This is a genomic window from Pseudonocardia ailaonensis (genome assembly GCF_039531635.1).
Taxonomy (GTDB): domain Bacteria; phylum Actinomycetota; class Actinomycetes; order Mycobacteriales; family Pseudonocardiaceae; genus Pseudonocardia; species Pseudonocardia ailaonensis.
Genome location: NZ_BAAAQK010000003.1, coordinates 353,112 through 369,447, shown reverse-complemented (window position 1 = coordinate 369,447; position 16,336 = coordinate 353,112). Strand labels below are relative to the sequence as shown.

Below are 16,336 nucleotides of genomic sequence, written 5' to 3'. Positions count from 1 at the left end.
CAAGCGCAACAACTGGTGAGAGGACCCGACGTGCGACCCCATCGGCCAGGAAGCTCGCCGAACCCCGGACACCCCCCGGCCTCACCGGCCGGAACGGCCCGCATGCCGCTGCGCCGCACCGACCGCGTCGAGTCCCTGGTGGGCTGGGCGCTCGGCGTGCTCGGCGTCCTCGTCCTGGCGATCGCCCTCGTCACCGGCCTGTCGCTGCACGGGCAGGCCATGGCCCAGGCCGCGAGCGACGAGACGGACCGGGTCTCCACCGAGGCGGTGCTGCTCGAGCCGGTCGAGAGCGCCATCGGCGTGGATCCGACCGCGGGCGCGGCGCAGACCCAGGCGATGGCCAGCTGGCACGCGCCGGACGGCTCGGTGCGCACCGGCGAGATCCCGGTCATCGGGGCGCAGGCCGCGGGATCCTCTGTTCCCGTGTGGACGGACCGCGGCGGGGCGCTCACCGCGCCGCCGGTCGACGCGCTGCAGGCAGACGTCACCGCGGTCGTCGGCGGGCTGCTCGTCCTGATACTGGGCGGGCTGCTGCTCCTGGGCGTCCGCGCCCTGGTCCGGCTGCGGATCGCCCAGGTGAACGCGCGCTGGTGGGCGAGCCGGTGGGCGCTCTTCGAGCCGGTCTGGAGCGGCCGCAAGGCCTAGACGTCGAGGGCCTAGATGTCGAGGGCCTGGACGTCGAGGGCCTCGACGTACAGCCAGGCCCCGTTCTCGCGGACGAAGCGGCTGCGCTCGTGCAGCACCCCGCCCGTGTGGTGCGCGCGGAACTCGACGATCCCCTCGTCGTCGTCCGGTCCACCGTCGACCCGGTCGAGGATCTCCAGACCGGTCCACGCCGGCCCGCCGTCGAGATCGAGACGGCGCGGGCGAGTGCGGGGATGCCAGCTCCGGCGCAGGTGGGCGACGTCCCCGAGCACGAAGGCCGCGTACCGCGACCGCATCAGAGCCTCGGCGGTCGGCGCGGGCTCCCCCGCGTGGAAGCGCCCGCAACAGGCCCCGTAGGCCCCATCGCCGCAGGGACACCCCGTCAGCATCGGGGGGCCACGGCTGCTGGTCGGGTCGCCGGGCACGGCAGGCGGTTCACAGGCGGTGGGCTCCGGAGGACGGGACGGCCGGGAAGGTCACCGGAGGCTCGAAGGCCCGGTCGGCGTAGGCCTGCTCCACCGCTGCGGTGACCTCGGCCCCGCGACCGGCGTCGACCAGCGCGATCACGCAGCCGCCGAAGCCGCCGCCGGTCATGCGGGCGCCGTGCGCGCCGGCGGCGACCGCGGTCTCCTGCGCGACGTCGACGTGCGGGACCGTGATCGCGAAGTCGTCCCGCATCGACGCGTGGGAGGCGCACAGCAGCGGCCCGATCTCCCGGGGATCGCGGCCGCCGCGCAGCAGCTCCACGACCTCCAGCACGCGGGCGTTCTCGGTCACCACGTGCCGGGCCCGGCGGCGCAGCCGCTCGTCCGTCAGCGTCTCGACGGACTCCGGCGTCGCGTCCCGCAGCGCGGGCACACCGAGCAGCTCCGCCGCCCGCGCGCAGTCCGCGCGCCGCTCGCCGTACTGCCCGTCGACGAGCTGGTGGGGCGCCCTCGTGTCGATCACCAGCAGCTCGAGGCCGTGGGCGGCGAGGTCGAACGGGATGAGCTCGACGGCGTCGGTGCGGGTGTCGAGGAAGACGAGCCGGCCCGCGGCGCCGTGCATCGCCGCCATCTGGTCCATGCCGCCCGTCGGGGCGCCGACGTAGTCGTTCTCCGCCCTTCGGGCGAGCCGGGCGATCTCGGTGGGGCCCAGGGTGGTCCGGGTGAGGTCCGCGATCGCGACGGCGACCGCGCACTCCAGCGAGGCCGACGACGACAGCCCGGCCCCCACCGGCACGTCGCCCTCGACCAGGATCTCGAGATCGACCACGGGCAGGCCGGCCTCGCGGAAGGCCCATACGACCCCGGCGACGTAGGCGGCCCAGCCCTCGACCTGTCCGGGCGCGACGGTGATCGCGGTGAACGACACCGGCTCGGGCTCGCGGGTGGAGCGGACGGTCGTCCGGCCGGCCACGGCGGCGGCCACGGTCGTCCGCCGGTCCAGGGCCAGGGGGAGCACGAAGCCGTCGTTGTAGTCGGTGTGCTCACCGATCAGGTTGACCCGGCCGGGAGCAACCCACACGCCGTCCGGCTCGTGGCCGAAGGCGATCGCGAAGTCGTCGTCGATCATGCGCCGAGCTCGCGCAGCCGCGCGGCCACGTCCTCCGGGGTGGTGTCGTTGATGAACACGCCCATGCCCGACTCCGACCCGGCCAGGTACTTGATCTTGTCCGGCGACCGGAGGATCGAGAACAGCTCCAGGTGCAGGCGCGCGAGATGGCGGTCCTCCCGCACCGGCGCCTGGTGCCACGCGGCGATGTAGGGGAGCGGCCGGCCGTGGAACCGCTCCAGCCGGGCCAGCACGTCGAGCCAGATCGCGGCGAGGTCGTCGCGCTCGTCGTCCGTGAGCTCCGGCAGGTCGCGCGCCGCGCGGTGCGGGTAGAGATGCACCTCGACCGGCCACCGGGCCGCCACCGGCACGAACGCCGTCCAGTGCGCCGACTCGGCGACGACCCGCGCGCCGTCGGTCCGTTCGCGCTCCAGGATGTCCGCGTACAGATCGCTGCGGGTGCGATCCCGGTAACGCCGCGCGGACTCGAGCTGCTGCCGGGTCCGCGGCGTGACGAAGGGATAGCCGTAGATCTGCCCGTGCGGGTGCGCGAGCGTCACCCCGATCTCGGCTCCCCGGTTCTCGAACGGGTACACCTGCTCGACGCCCGGGAGCGCGCTCAGCGCCTCGGTCCGGTCCGCGAGGGTGTCGATCACCAGCCGCACGCGCTCCACCGGGAGCCCGCCGAAGCGGCCGTCGTGGTCGCTGGTGAACGCGACGACCTCGCAGCGCCCCACCCCGCCGGAGAACGACGGGAAGCGGTTCTCGAAGGCCACCACCTCGTAGTCCGGGGTGGGGATCTCGGTGTCGTGGCCCGGCGTGGTCGGGCACAGGGGGCACTGGTCCGCGCCGCCGGAGGGCTGGAAGGTGCGGGTCTGGCGGTGGCTCGCGATGGCCACCCACTCGTCGAGCAGCTCGTCGTAGCGGATCTCCGAGACGGTGTGCACCTCGGGCAGCCCACGATGGTCCACCCCGGCCACCCGGCCCGCCGCTCCGCCGATGTCGCGGCCCGCCGCGGCGCCGATGTCGCGGCCCGCCGCGGCGCCGATGTCGCGGCCCGCCGCGGCGTCGTACCAGAGGATCTCCCGGCCGTCGGACAGTCGGCCGGTGGTGCGGTGGAACCGCGGGTGTACCTGCGTCACGAGATCGCTCCAGGGGTCGTGCCGGTGCGCGTGCGCACGCTACCGCGCGCGCGGGGCAGGATGGATCACGTGGCAGACCCTCTGACGAATCCCGTCCTCGCCGCTCTGACGGGGCCGCACCGCGCGTTCGCCGAGACCCGCGGCCGGGTGGCGCGCTACCGACCGGACGTCACGCCCTTCGCCGGGATCCCGCTCGACCCGACGGAGGAGGACTGGGCCGATCTCGCGGCGCTGTCCGGACCCGGGGGCACGGCCGTGCTGGCCGGCCCGCAGCGACCGGCTCCGGAGGGCTGGCACACGGTCATGAACCTGCCGGGCGTGCAGATGGACGGCTCGGCCATGCAGACCGCCCCGGACGCCGAGGCCGTGCGCCTCGGCCCGGCCGACGTGCCGGAGATGCTCGACCTGGTGGCCCGCACCGAGCCCGGCCCCTTCCTCGAGCGGACCGTCGAGCTCGGCGTCTACCTGGGGATCCGGCGCGGGGGCGCGCTGGTCGCGATGGCCGGCGAGCGGATGCGCGTGCCCGGCGCGACCGAGATCAGCGCCGTCTGCACCGACCCCGCGGCGCGCGGGCAGGGGCTCGCGGCGCGACTCGTGCGCGCGGTCGGCGCGGTGATCCGCGAGCGCGGCGACCTCCCGTTCCTGCACGCCGCGGCCTCGAACACCGGGGCGATCCGGGTCTACGAGAAGCTCGGCTTCACCCTGGCCCGGGAGGTCTCGTTCGTCGCCGTCACCGCACCGGCAGCGGTCACGGCTCGCTGCTGAGCACGTCGCCGAGCACCTCGCTGAGCACGCTGTCGACCGCCGCGGGGGACAGGACCTGGTCGAGGACGAGGATCGCGCAACCCGTCACGCCGCTGCGACCCGCGAGCGCGCCCGGCTCGATCCGCAGCGTCTGCGTGGCGATCGCGACCGCCCGCTTGAACACGGACTCCCGGATCCCCGCGACGAGCGGCTCGTAGGCGCCGACCAGGTCACCGCCCACGGTGATCACGGCCGGGTTCAGCAGGTTCACCGCGTCCGCCAGCACCTCGCCGATCCGGCGCCCGGCCACCCGGACCAGCCGCACCGCCTCCGCGTCCCCGGCCTGCACCAGCTCGACCACGCCGGACACGGTGTCCACCTTCCGCCCGGCCGCGGTGAGATCGCGGATCAGCGCGCTGCCGCTGGCGAGGGCCTCGATGCAGTCCACGTTGCCGCAGTGACAGGCCACACCCGGCCCGTCGGCGATCCGGGTGTGCCCGATCTCGCCGGCCGAACCGCGGGCCCCGCGGCGCAGCCCGCCGTCGCTGACGACCGCCGCGCCGATACCCGTGGACACCTTGACCACCAACAGGTCCCGGACCTCGGGGCGGGCGTGCTGCTCCGCGATCGCCATGACGTTCACGTCGTTCTCCACCCGCACCGCCACCGGGAACCGCGCCGACAGCAGCGGGGCCAACGGCACCCCCGCCCAGCCCGGCAGCACCGGGACGCCGCAGCTGCTCCCGGCCTCCGGATCGACCGTGCCGGGGATCGACAGCCCGATGCCGCGCACCCCCGCGGGATCGGCACCGGCCTCACCCAGCAGCTTCGCGAGCCGGTCGCCGACCGCGCGCATGACGGCCTCGGGCCCGGTCGACACCCTGATCCGCACGGAGTCCTGGGCCAGCACCGTGCCGGCGAGGTCGCAGACCGCGAGCGACGTGCGGCTGACCCCCACCGACGCCGCGAGCACCGTGCCCCCGCCGGCGTGGAACGCGAGCCGCGCCGCCGGCCGCCCGCCCGTCGCGGCACCGCCCTGCAGCTCCGTGAGCAGGCCCTCCGCCAGTAGACGTTCCACCCGCGCCGCCACCGCGGTGCGCGACAGCCCGGTCGCCCGGCCGATCTCGGTCCGTGTGGCCACGCTTCCCTGGCGGATCAGCACCAGGATCTCCCCGGCCGTCGCCGGCGCGGTCGACGCCCGGCGACCCCGCATCGCTCCCGTCACGTCACATGCCTCCCTGCGGGCTCCCACGTGCCCGGATACCGAAGATGCCACATTTCCGTCTTTCGGAGGCGGAACCCGGGGGCACGATCAGCCCGGCGCGTCCGGTCCGCTCACGACGGCCCGCCGTCCGTTCTGCTCACGACGGCCCGCCGTCCGCAGGCCTCGCCCGGGTGTGGAACCGCTCACCCTGCGGGCCGAAGATCGACAGCACCTCGACGGGCCGGTCGTCCGCCGGGCCGAACCAGTGCGGCACCCGGGTGTCGAACTCCGCGGCCTCGCCCGGCGGCAGGACGATGTCGTGGACGTCGAGCACCAGCCGCAGCCGGCCGTCGAGCACGTAGAGCCACTCGTAACCCTCGTGGACCTTGGGGTCCGGCTCGCCCTCGCCCGGTCGCAGGACCATCTTGAACGCCCGCAGCCCACCCGGCCTCCGGGTGAGCGGCAGGATGGTCCGCTTCCCGAACGTCTGGGCCTGCAGCCGCACCCGCGGATCGCCGACCGGAGGCGCTCCCACCAGCTCGTCGAGCGGCACGCCATGGCTCTGCGCGATGGGCAGCAACAGCTCCAGGGAGGGCTTGCGCTGCCCCGACTCCAGCCGCGACAGCGTGCTCACCGAGATGCCCGTGGCCTCCGAGAGCGCGCCGAGCGTCACCCCTCGGGCCTGCCGGACCCGCCGCAACCGGGGCCCGACGGCGGTCAGCACATCCGACAGGTCGTCGTCCATGCCGCACAGTGCAGATCCGGCAAGCCGTGTTGTCAAGACAGCATGCCGTCGTCGGATGCCTCACGACGGCGAGACGGCAGCGCTGCGGACGCGCAGGATGGAACCAGTGACCGCCACGCACGAGAGCCCACCCCGCGGCGCCGTCGCCCCCGCCCTCCTGGTCTCCGCGATCCTCCTGCTGGCCCTCAACCTGCGGGGCCCGATCGTCGCGGTCTCCCCGGTCGCCGGCGCCATCCGCGCGGACCTGGGGATCGACTCCGCCACCGTCGGGCTGCTGACCAGCCTGCCGGTCCTGTGCTTCGGCCTCGCGACCCCGCTGGCGTCCGCCCTGCTGGCGCGGCTCGGGGTGGCCCGCGGGGTGCTGGTGGCGCTCGGTGTCCTCCTCGCCGGGACGGTCGTGCGGTCGGTCGGGGGGCTGCCCACCGCGATCGTCGGGACGCTGCTGATCGGCGCGGCCGTGACCGTCGGCAACGTGGCGGTACCGGTGGTGATCGGCCGGGACCTGCCGCAGCGGGCCGGTGCCGTGCTCGGCCTCTACACCGCCGCCCTCAACGTCGGCTCGATGATCACCCTGTCCCTCACCGTGCCGATCGCCGGCGCGACGAACTGGCGGATCGCGGTGGCCTCGTGGGGCCTGCTGGGGCTGGCCTCGGCCGCGTTGTGGTGGTGGGCCACGCGGCGCGCGGTCGCCGGCGGCCCCGCCGCACCGGCCGGGACCACCGTGGCCGGACCGGTCTGGTGGCGCCGGCCCGTCGTGTGGACGCTGACGGCGGCCTTCTCCGGCCAGGCCTTCGCCTACTACGGCGTGACGGCCTGGCTGCCGCAGCTGCTCGCGGACGAGCGGGGGATGGGTGTCGGGGCGGCGGGGACGGCGTCGTCGGTGTTCCAGGTCGCCGCGATCGCCGGCGCCGTGGGGGTACCGGTGCTGCTGCGGGTGGTCCCGGCGCGGGTCACGGTGTGGGTGGTCGCCGCCGCCTGGCTCACGCTGCCGCTCGGGCTGCTGGTCGCCCCGGCGGCCTGGGCGGTCTGGTGCGCCCTCGGCGGCGCCGCCCAGGGCGGCGGGATCACCGTGATCTTCTCGCTGATCGTCCGGCAGGCCCGCGACCAGGCCGAGAACCGGCGGATGTCCGCGCTGGTCCAGGGCGGCGGGTACACCGTGGCCGCGGCCGGACCGCTGGTCCTCGGGGCGCTCCACGAGAGCAGCGGGGGCTGGACGGTGCCGCTGCTCGCGGTGGTCGCCGCGGTCCTGCTCCTGGCCGGTGCGGGGACGCTCGCCGCCCGTCGCTGAAAGATTCTCCGGCCGCCGTGTATCAGCGCCGGCCCGATGCTGCTCGAACCCGGCGTGGGGGAGGGTGCCGCCGGGCCGGGGCCGTGGGGGTGGTGCAGGAGGGGCGCGCGTGCGTCCGGCCCGCGCCGGCCCCGGCCCGCGGTGACGGGGGTCTGCTGGACCCGGCGACCCGGCCTGAATACGGTACGTAGAGTGACCACACCGGACCGCCCTCCGCTGATCGGGCGATCCGACGAGCTCCGGAACCTGCACGCGCTGTTCGCCGCGGCCGCCGACGGTAGGCCGGGCGTGGCGCTGGTGGGCGGGGAACCGGGCGTCGGGAAGTCCCGGCTGGTGGCCGAGCTCGCCGCCACGGCCGCCGCCCGGGGAGCCCTGGTCCTGCACGGATCGGCCGTCGACGTCGGGGAGTCGCCCCCGCTGCTGCCGCTACGGCTGGCCGTGCGGGCGCTGGCCCGCCGCCCCGAGGGTCCCGCGGTCCTCGACCCCTGGCGGGCGGAGCTGGAGGACCTCGGGCTGCTCCCGGGTTCCGGTGCCGGTCGCGAGCACCCGCTCGACGCCGCCTCCCGGGTGCTGTCCGGGCTGGCGGAGGACCGCACGGTGCTGCTCGTCCTCGACGACCTGCAGTGGGCGGACCGCACCACCCGGGACCTGCTCACCTACCTCACCGCGGGGATGGCGGACGAGCGGCTCCTCGTCGTCGGGACGCACCGGGGCGGGCTCGACGCGATCGGGCTCGGCGGTCTCGCCCGCCACCCGCGCGTCCGGACGCTGCCGCTCGGGCCGCTGGACCGGGCGTCGATCGCGGTGCTCGCCGCCGGGGTCGGCCAGGCGGACCTGGTGTGGGAGCGCAGCGGCGGCAACGCCTTCATCGCGGAGGAGACCCTGCGGGCCCTGCGCGACGGCGAACCGGCCGCGCTCTCCGGCACCCTGCGCGATCTCGTGCTCGCCCGGGTCCGGACGCTGCCCCAGGACGCCCGGACCGTGCTCGACGCCCTGTCGGTGGCCGAGGGCCCCGTGTCGCACGACCTCGCCGGCCTGGTCACGGGCCTGCCCGGCGACCGGCTGCTGGCCGCGGTGCGGGCGGCCGTCGACGAGGGCTCCGTGGTGGTCGACGAGCCGGGCCCGGAGGGCGGCCCCGAGGGCTACCGGCTGCGGCACGGGCTGGCGGTCGAGGTCGTCGCCGGCGCGCTGCTGCCCGCGCAGCGCCGGGACCTGCACCGCCGGTACGCCGGGGCGCTGGCGGAGCTGACGCCCGGGGCGGACCGGGCCGGGATCGCCGCCCTGCTCGCGCACCACTGGGACCGGGCGGGCGACCGGGAGCGCGCCCGCGACGCCGCGGCGGTGGCAGCGGGGGCGGCGGAGCGGCTGCACGGATGGGCGGAGGCCTACCGGCACTGGCGACGGGCGGCGGACCTGTCGGTCGGGACCTTGGCTGTCGGGACGGGGCGTGTCGGGACGGAGCCTGTCGGGACCGAGCCTGTCGGGACCGAGCCTGTCGGGACCGGGGCGGTCGCCGCCGCATCGACCGACCCTTCCGCCGGCGCGCCGGTCCCGGCTCCCGAGCAGGTCGCGCTGCTGGGCGCGGTGCTCTCCGGAGCGGCCCGGCATCCGGCGCCGCTCGCGGACCGGGCCCTCTCCCTGGACCGGGCGGCCGCGGCCGCCCACCTCGCCGGTGAGCACGACGCCGCCATCCACGCCCTCCGCGAGCTCATCGCCCTGCAGAGCCCGGCGGGTCCGGCCGGCGCCGCGCCCGTCCTCGTCTCCCGGCTCGGGGAGTACCTGCTCGCGGCGGGCCGCGGCACCGAGGCCGAACGCCTCTACGTCGATGCACTCACCGGCGCGGGCCGGGACGCCACCGCGATCCTCGCCGGCCACGCCGAGGCCCTCTGGGCCGCCGGCCGGTTCGCCGACGCCCAGTCCGAGGCCACCCGGGCCCTCGCCGCCGCCCGCCGCGCCGGCACCCTCGCCGACCAGGCCCGCATCCTCGTCACGCTCGGGTTCAGCCTGGCCTATCTCGAGGACACCGCCGCCGGGGCCGCCGCGCTGGCCGAGGGGTTGCGGGTCGCCGAGGCCAGCGGTTCGGCGGCCGTGCTCGGTCGCGCCTACCAGGGCCGGGCCGAGCTGCTGTCCGGCCCGCTCAACGCGCTGGCCGAGGGCATCGACCTGGCCCTGGCCGGCGCCACGCGCCTCGGCGAGCTGGGCCTCGGCCGCACGCACGGGGTGCGGCTGCTCGCGCTGGCCGCCAACGGGCAGTTCCGCTGCGGCCGCTGGGACGAGGCCGTCGAGGTGATCGACCAGGCCTTCGCCGCGCACCCCTCGGGCTCCGAGGCGCTCGACATCCGGCTCTCCCGTGGCCGGATGCGGGTCGGCCGCGGCGACCTCGCCGGGGCCGGCGAGGACCTCGATGCGGTCGCGCTGCTCGCCCACGACACCGCCGGTGCCCGCTACCGGCTCCCGCTGCTCACGCTGCGCGCCGGGCTGGACATGTTCCGCGGTCGGCCCGACGAGGGGGTCGGGCACGTGCTGGCCGGCCTGGACGTCGTCGAGGAGGGGCACGACGACGTCTGGCTCGAGGCCCCGCTCGTCTGGCACGGGCTGCGGGCGCACGCCGAGACCGTCCGGCTGGACCGGCCACCGCCCGGGGACCGGGAGATCGCCCGGCTGCGCGAGCACGGCACCGCCCTGCACGAGCGCGCCGCCCGGGCGGTCCCCATGGTGGGCGGCGTGGTCGAGGTGTTCGCCCGCATGTGCGACGCCGAGGCCGGCCGCGCCGACGGCGAGTCCGATCCCCAGGCGTGGGCCGACGTGGCGGAGCGGTGGTCGCGCCGGGACCAGCCCTACCCCGCGGCCTACGCGCGACTGCGGACCGCGGAGGCCCTGCTCGCCGGGCGCACCCGCAACCGGGCCGCCGCCGACGCGCTGGCGGAGGCCCACGAGACCGGGCAACGGCTGGGGGCGAGACCCTTCCTCGACGAGGTCCGCGACCTGGCGCGCCGTGCCCGCATCCCGCTGCCCGAGCCGGCCACGACCGAGGTGCCGGCGCCGCGGCCCCGGGCCCGCGACGTCCCGGGGAGGCGTCCGAGCCGGGGAGAGGCGCTGGCCTCGCTCACGCCCCGCGAGGGTGAGGTCCTGGCCGAGATCGCCGCCGGCCTCACCAACCGGGAGATCGCGGAGCGGCTGTTCATCAGCGAGAAGACCGTGGGCATCCACGTCACCCGGCTGCTGGCGAAGCTCGGCGTCCGGAGCCGGGTCCAGGCCGGTGCCGTGTACCTGCGCGGCTCGTCGACGGTCTCCGACGATCAGGTCGGCCGCTCGCAGCTCTGAGCGGTGCAGGAGTTGCGGAGGTCCACCGTCGGGCCGTGTCCAGGCCGGTCGCCGGGCGGAGCCGTGGGCCCGGGGCGCCCTGCCGGCCCCGCGTCGGACCTCCCGGGCGACCCGCGCTCTCAGACCGCGGCGGGGACAGGGGCGTCCGCGCGGGCCCGGGCGACGGGCCGGACCGCCAGGTCCAGCCCCTGCTCCGCCGCCATCCGCCGCAGCTGGTCCAGGGCCCGCGCCCGGGTCGGCCCGATGCTGCCCGTGGGGATCCCGGTGACCCGGCTGATCCGCTCGTAGCTCCAGCCCTCGTCGCCGAACAGGGCTGCCACCAGCAGCCGTCGCCGCCTCGGCAGGCCCGCGACCAGCGCGTGCAGGGCCGCGGCCAGGTCGGCGTCGATCGCCCGCTGCTCCGGCCCGGGGGCGGGATCGGCGACGAGCGCGCCGGCGTCCTCGGCCGGGATGCCGGCATGCGCGGTGCGGTCGATGATCCGCAGGCACTCCCGGCCCGCGACCGTCGACAGCCAGCCCGGGAGGCGGGCCACGTCCGTGATCTTGTCCGCGTTCTGGGCGAGCCGCAGCCACGTGGCCGAGACGGCGTCGTCGGCGTCGGCGGGTTGCAGCCGGAAGCCGCGGACCCGGGCCCGGACCAGGCGCTCGTAGCGGGCGATCGTGTCCCGCCATGCGGCGGCGTCGCCGCGGGCGAGCAGGTCGAGCAGGTCCGAGGTCGGGACGGGGTGCTGGGCGGTGGGTGCGACGGTGGGCGCGGACATGGCGGGTCTCCGGCGGGGGTTCCGAGAGCCTCGCACCGGGGCACCGGCACGCAGCTGACCTGGTTTTCCTGACCTGGTCGAGCCTGGTGCAGAGAGCCCTCTCCGCGCGTCTGGACAACCCCCTAGGAGGGTCTGCCGGACCCCCCTATTTCGCGGGGGTGAACCCCCGCGGACCGGGGGCGCACCCCCTTGCCCGGGTCAGTGCTCGCGCACCCGCTCCGCCCGGCGGTTGATCCACGCCGCCGCGGCGGGGGAGGCGCCCCGGCGGCTGCGGTCCCACTCGCCGGTGTCCGGCGGCTCGGCGGCCGACCGCGTGCGGGCCGCCCCGCCACAGGGCGCGGTGTGCACGGCCGAGTAGACGAAGCGGACGGTGCCGTCCGCGTCCACGCTGTCGATGTGCCCGAGGGTGTAGTGGCCCTCGGAAACGGTGTCGACGGGCGCGAAGCAGCGCTCGCAGAGGAGGATCCGCACGTCGCCTCCGGAAGTCGTCGGGGTGTGCCCCTGATCGACGGTGAACGAGGCCGGAATCGCTGAATTCTCCCATCCGCGAGCCCGTTTCCCCAGCTCGCGGGGCGTGGCGTGGCGCACGTCGGCGGATCGGACCGGAACTGTCGCCCTCCGGCGGTACCCTTCGAATCTCACCGTTGTAGTTCCGTGCCGGGAGGGGAGCGACCGTGCGCCTGGTCCATGCCGCCGATCTGCACCTCGACAGTCCGCTGCGCGGGCTCGCCCGGCTCGCGGACTCCGAGCTGGCGGACACGCTGCGCCGCGCCACCCGCCGGGCCTGCGAGAACCTGGTCGACCTGGTCGTCGCCGAGCGGGCGGACGCGCTGCTCCTGGCCGGGGACGTCTACGACGGGGACTGGCGGGACTACGCCACCGGCGCCTTCTTCGTCCGCCAGCTGTCCCGGCTGCACGACGAGGGCGTCCCCGTCTTCCTGATCAACGGCAACCACGATGCCGAGAGCGAGATCACGCGCTCGCTGCGGCTCCCGCCGAACGTCCACCGGCTCGCCACGGAGCGTCCCGAGACCGTGGTGCTCGACGACGTGGGCCTCGCCGTCCACGGGCAGGGCTTCCCCACCCGCGCGGTGCTGGAGAACCTCGTCCCCGCGTATCCGGACCGGATCCCCGGCCTGGTCAACGTGGGGATGCTGCACACCTCCGTGCTCGGCGCCGAGGGCCACGACTCCTACGCGCCCTGCACGCCCGAGGACCTCGAGCGCTGTCGCTACGAGTACTTCGCGTTGGGTCACGTGCACGAGCGGCGGGTGGTGTGCGAGGGCGAGCACGTGGCCGCGTTCAGCGGGAACCTGCAGGGCCGCCACCCCCGCGAGCCCGGGGCCAAGGGCGCCACGGTCGTCGAGGTCGCGCCCGGCGGCCGCGCCGAGCTGCGGCACGAGGTGTGCGACGTGGCCCGCTGGACCCACGTGCGGCTCGACGCGTCGGAGTGCCTCGACCCGGACGACGTGCTCGACGCCCTCGACGCCGAGCTGCGCGGGATCGGCCTGGCCGCCGGCTCGCGGCCGGTCGCGGCCCGGGTCACGCTCGACGGTGCGACCCCCGCCGCTCCGGCCCTGCTCGACGCCGAGTGGCTGCGCGCGGAGGTCGACGTCGTCGCCGAGAAGTCCGGCGCGGTCGTCGAGATGCTGCGCAACCGCACCCGCAGCCCCCGTGCATCGGTGCCGGTGCCGACCGCGGTCGACGAGGAGCTGGCCGGCGCCGTGGCCGCGGCCGCCGCGAGGCTGGCCGAGGACCCCGAGCGGGCCGGCGCGCTCGTGGCGTCCCTCGAACGCGAGGCCGGCCGGCGGCTGCGCGGCGCGGGCCTGGACCTGCGCGATCCCGAAGGGCTCGCCGCGCTGGCCCGCCGCGCCGAGGAGGAGCTCCGCGCCCGGCTCGCCGGCTCCGACCCGGGCGCGGCCTAGTGCGCATCACCGGCCTCACCCTCGAGCGCTACGGCACGCACGAGGACCGCGTGCTCGCGCCCGGGCGCGGGTTGACGCTGGTCACCGGCCCGAACGAGGCGGGCAAGACCACGCTTCTCGACGCGGTGTCGGACCTGTTGTGGGGGTTCCCGCGGCCCGTGCGGCACGCCTATGCGGCCTCACCCGCGCGGCTGGCGATCACCGCGTCGGTCTCGTCGCCGTCGGGCGAGCTCGCGGTCCGGCGGACCACCCGCGGTCTCTTCGCCCCGGACGAGACCCCGGTGGAAGCGCCCTGGGGCCCGGGTGGCGCACAGTCCCGGCGCAGCTGGCAGCAGAGCTTCGGGCTCGGCCACCAGGCGTTGCGGGAGGGCGGCGCGCGGCTCTGCGAGGGCGACGGCGAGCTCGCCGAGCTGGTGTTCACCGCGCGCAGCGGCCGGGACGTCCGCGCGATCCTCGCGGAGCTCGACGAGGAGGCGGACCGCCTCTACAAGGAGCACCGCAACGCCTCGAAGGTCGAGCTGCGCCGGGCGCTGTCCGCCTTCGAGCACGCCGATGCGGCGGCGTCGGAGCAGATGTCGCGGGCGGGGGACGTCGCCGCGCTGGCCGAGGAGATCGGCCGGCTGGAGCGCCGCGCCGCCGGGCTCGCGCGGGACCGGGAGGCGGCCGCGCGGGCCGTCGCCGAGGCCCAGCAGCGGGTTCGTGCGCATCCCGCGGCCCGGGACGTGGCGCGGTTGCGGGCCGCGCTCGCCGGGCTCGCGGCCTCCGGGGTGGTCCTGGACGCCTCGCGCCTCGCGGAGTTCGACACCGCCCGCGCCGCGCGCGAGGAGGCGGAGAACGCGGCCGAGGAGCTCGAGACGCGGCTGCGCGCCCTCCGCGGCGAGCGCGCGGAGATCCTGGTCGACGAGGCCGTCACCGCGGACGGCGACCTGATCCGCCGCCTCGAGGGTGAACGGCAGGCCCGCCAGGCGGACGCCGAGCGCCTGGGCACCCTGCGGGCGGAGACCGCGCACCGGGCCCGCGAGGCCGAGAATCTGCTCGCGCGCGTCGAGCCGGGTGTGGAGCCGCGCGCGGTGCGCCGCCGCCTGGAACAGCTGACGATCCCGGCGGACCGGGCCGCGGAGCTGGCGGCGCTGGCCGGCGAGGTCGAGCGCGCCGAGGCCGCCGACGAGCGGGCCGCCGAGCAGCACCGCGAGGCCCGCCGCACCGTCCGGCAGGCGGCCGAGGGCACCGTCGGCCCGGACACCGCCGCGGTCGCGAGGGTCGCCGAGGCCCGCCGCGCGATCCTCGCCGCGGGCTCCGCCGCCACCCTGCGCCGCCTCGCCCTCCGCGAGTCCGCCGACGCCGCCCTCCGCGCCCGCAGCGCCCTCGAGGGCACGGGCATCGACCTGCCGCCCGTGGGCTCACCGACGGGGGAGGGCCCGGCCGGCCGGTCGAACGGCGAGCGCCGCGGGCGGGGATCGACGGGCGTTCGGCCGTCCGGGTCGGGTGCCGCCGGTCCGCGCACGGGCACTCCGCCGCCCGGGCGCTCGTCCACCGGCGGCGACGGTGCCGGTCCGTCCCGGGTCCCGGACCGGGCGGAGGCCGGGGTGCCCGCGGACCTCGTACCGGCCCCGCCCTCCCCGGCGCGGATCGCCGCCCTCCGCACGGCGCTGCGGGAGGCCGCCGAGGCCGAGGGCCAGACCCGCCGAGAGGCTTACCGAGCCGGCCGCCGCCACCACTCCGCTCAGGAGGCCCTCGCCGCTCTCGAAGCGCTGGGTGCCCCCGCGGACCCGGCCGCCCTCGCCTCTGCGCGCCGCACCCGCGACGAGGCGGTCGACGCCCTCCTCGCCGCGGTCCAGGGCCGGTCCGCCCCGACCGGAGGAGAACGATCGCCGAGCGAGCGTTTCCCTCCAGACCCGTCGCGGGTGCGGGGAGACCACCGGACCGTTGTCTCCACAGCCCGCCACGACAGCTCCGCGTCCACCGGATCGGCGACGCCCGATCCTGCTCCCGGCCTCGCATCCGCCGCAGCCGTCACCCGGCCCGACGCTCACGGCGGCGGCCTGTCCAGCCCTGATCCGGTCACCGGGGCCTCGCCTTCCCCGACTCCCGCCGCGGCGGGAGTACCGGAGCCCCCTCCCCACCCGACCTCCGCCGATCCGGCAGGGGAACGGTCGGACATCGACCGGTTCCCTGCCGGATTGCCGGCGCCCGACCAGAGCGACCACGGTGCCGCGCTTGCCCGGGCTGCCCTCGCGGTGGAGCGGGCCGTGCGGGAGGCGGATGCGCTGGCGGACGGGGTGATCGCCGCCGCGGACCGGATGGCCGAGCTGTCGCGGGCCCGCGCCGACCTCGCCGCCACCGAGGAGGAGCTCGGCGCCGCGGAGAGCGCCGCCGCCCGTTCCCGCGCGGGCCGCGAGGAGTCGCGCGAGCGGTGGATCGCGCTCTGGGCCCCCTGCCCCGCCCCGCACCCGGACGAGGCCGACGGCGTCCGTCGCGGCCTCCTCGACGCCCGTCAGGCCCTCGCCGAACGCGATCACGCCCTCGCCCGCGCCGCCGATCTCGCCGACGGCGAGCACACGCAGACCGCCACGCTGCGGTCCGCGCTCGACGCCGCCGGCCGCCCCCGTCCCACCGCCGACCTCGATGCCCTCCTGGTCGCCGCCGCGGACCTGGAGACCGAGGCGGACCTCGCCCGGGACCGCCGCACGGTGCTCGCCAGCCTGCGGGGGGACGCCGAGCGTGCCGCCCGCGAGAGCGACGCCCGCCGCCACGACCTCGACGCCGCCCTGCTCCGCTGGCGCCATGCCCTGCGGGCCGCCGGCAGCACCCCGGACGTCGGCCCTGCGGCCTGGCGCACCCGGCAGGAGCTGCTGGCCGAGGCGGTGCGCGCGGAGTCCGAGGCCCGCCTGGCGGGCGCCGAGGCGAAGCGTCTCGCGGCGCGCGTCGCCGCCCACGAGAAGGCGGTCGCGCAGCTCGCCGAGCGCCATCTGGCCCGCCGCCCGTCGCAGCCCGCGCCCCGCCCGCAGCGCTCCCGCGCCGCGGC

Annotated in this window: 13 protein-coding genes; 6 read left to right on the top strand and 7 right to left on the bottom strand. The window is 76.9% G+C overall.

What is annotated here, in order from left to right; genetic code table 11:
* Nucleotides 1-102 precede the first annotated feature (102 nt).
* Nucleotides 103-645, top strand: a complete 543-nt coding sequence (locus ABD324_RS04495; protein ID WP_344412625.1) for an Rv1733c family protein — start codon at nt 103-105, stop codon at nt 643-645.
* A gap of 11 nt (nt 646-656) precedes the next feature.
* Here the strand turns inward: ABD324_RS04495 and ABD324_RS04490 are convergent, their stop codons facing one another.
* Genes ABD324_RS04490 through galT form a run of 3 tightly spaced genes read right to left on the bottom strand, consistent with a single transcriptional unit; the run spans nt 657 to nt 3,320 of the window.
* On the bottom strand, nt 657-1,034 hold the full coding sequence (locus ABD324_RS04490; protein WP_344412623.1) for a YchJ family protein: 378 nt from the start codon (nt 1,032-1,034) through the stop codon (nt 657-659).
* Between the two features lie 46 nt (nt 1,035-1,080).
* Nucleotides 1,081-2,199 (bottom strand): galactokinase, encoded by a 1,119-nt coding sequence (gene galK / locus ABD324_RS04485; protein ID WP_344412620.1) that lies wholly within the window; start codon nt 2,197-2,199, stop codon nt 1,081-1,083.
* Nucleotides 2,196-3,320: a galactose-1-phosphate uridylyltransferase gene (gene galT / locus ABD324_RS04480; RefSeq protein ID WP_425565726.1), complete on the bottom strand. Its 1,125-nt coding sequence runs from the start codon at nt 3,318-3,320 to the stop codon at nt 2,196-2,198. Before galT ends, galK begins: the two co-directional genes overlap by 4 nt.
* 60 nt (nt 3,321-3,380) lie before the next feature.
* Here galT and ABD324_RS04475 point away from each other — a divergent pair, with 60 nt between their 5' ends.
* A complete protein-coding gene (locus ABD324_RS04475) occupies nt 3,381-4,085 on the top strand; it encodes a GNAT family N-acetyltransferase (protein ID WP_425565725.1) in 705 nt (234 codons plus the stop codon).
* Here the strand turns inward: ABD324_RS04475 and ABD324_RS04470 are convergent.
* Together ABD324_RS04470 and ABD324_RS04465 are read right to left on the bottom strand one after the other, a co-directional pair.
* Nucleotides 4,069-5,289, bottom strand: coding sequence for an ROK family transcriptional regulator (locus tag ABD324_RS04470; protein WP_344412616.1), 1,221 nt, complete (start codon nt 5,287-5,289; stop codon nt 4,069-4,071). The genes ABD324_RS04475 and ABD324_RS04470 overlap by 17 nt on opposite strands.
* A 136-nt stretch (nt 5,290-5,425) precedes the next feature.
* Entirely contained in the window at nt 5,426-6,001 is a 576-nt protein-coding gene (locus tag ABD324_RS04465; protein WP_344413411.1) for a helix-turn-helix domain-containing protein, read from the bottom strand.
* A 118-nt stretch (nt 6,002-6,119) separates the two neighbouring features.
* Between ABD324_RS04465 and ABD324_RS04460 the strand changes: the two genes are divergently transcribed.
* Entirely contained in the window at nt 6,120-7,301 is a 1,182-nt protein-coding gene (locus ABD324_RS04460) for an MFS transporter (RefSeq protein ID WP_344412614.1), read from the top strand.
* Between the two features lie 192 nt (nt 7,302-7,493).
* A complete protein-coding gene (locus tag ABD324_RS04455; protein WP_344412612.1) occupies nt 7,494-10,625 on the top strand; it encodes a helix-turn-helix transcriptional regulator in 3,132 nt (1,043 codons plus the stop codon).
* 119 nt (nt 10,626-10,744) lie between these two features.
* On the opposite strand, the gene ABD324_RS04450 is transcribed toward ABD324_RS04455, so the two are convergent.
* Nucleotides 10,745-11,386: an RNA polymerase sigma factor gene (locus tag ABD324_RS04450; RefSeq protein ID WP_344412610.1), complete on the bottom strand. Its 642-nt coding sequence runs from the start codon at nt 11,384-11,386 to the stop codon at nt 10,745-10,747.
* 198 nt (nt 11,387-11,584) lie between these two features.
* A complete protein-coding gene (locus tag ABD324_RS04445) occupies nt 11,585-11,857 on the bottom strand; it encodes a hypothetical protein (RefSeq protein ID WP_344412608.1) in 273 nt (90 codons plus the stop codon).
* Nucleotides 11,858-12,060: 203 nt separating this feature from the next.
* On the opposite strand from ABD324_RS04445, the gene ABD324_RS04440 reads away from it, so the two are divergent.
* Both ABD324_RS04440 and ABD324_RS04435 read left to right on the top strand, forming a co-directional pair.
* Entirely contained in the window at nt 12,061-13,311 is a 1,251-nt protein-coding gene (locus ABD324_RS04440) for a metallophosphoesterase family protein (protein WP_344412606.1), read from the top strand.
* On the top strand, nt 13,311-16,336 hold a 3,026-nt coding region (locus ABD324_RS04435; protein WP_344412603.1), incomplete at its 3' end, for an AAA family ATPase. The genes ABD324_RS04440 and ABD324_RS04435, both read left to right, overlap by 1 nt.

Coding starts and splice junctions, on each gene's coding strand:
- ABD324_RS04475 (WP_425565725.1), top strand. CDS start 3,381: ATGGATCACGTGGCAGACCCTCTGACGAATCCCGTCCTCGCCGCTCTG.
- ABD324_RS04490 (WP_344412623.1), bottom strand. CDS start 1,034: ATGCTGACGGGGTGTCCCTGCGGCGATGGGGCCTACGGGGCCTGTTGC.
- ABD324_RS04450 (WP_344412610.1), bottom strand. CDS start 11,386: ATGTCCGCGCCCACCGTCGCACCCACCGCCCAGCACCCCGTCCCGACC.
- ABD324_RS04495 (WP_344412625.1), top strand. CDS start 103: ATGCCGCTGCGCCGCACCGACCGCGTCGAGTCCCTGGTGGGCTGGGCG.
- galK (WP_344412620.1), bottom strand. CDS start 2,199: ATGATCGACGACGACTTCGCGATCGCCTTCGGCCACGAGCCGGACGGC.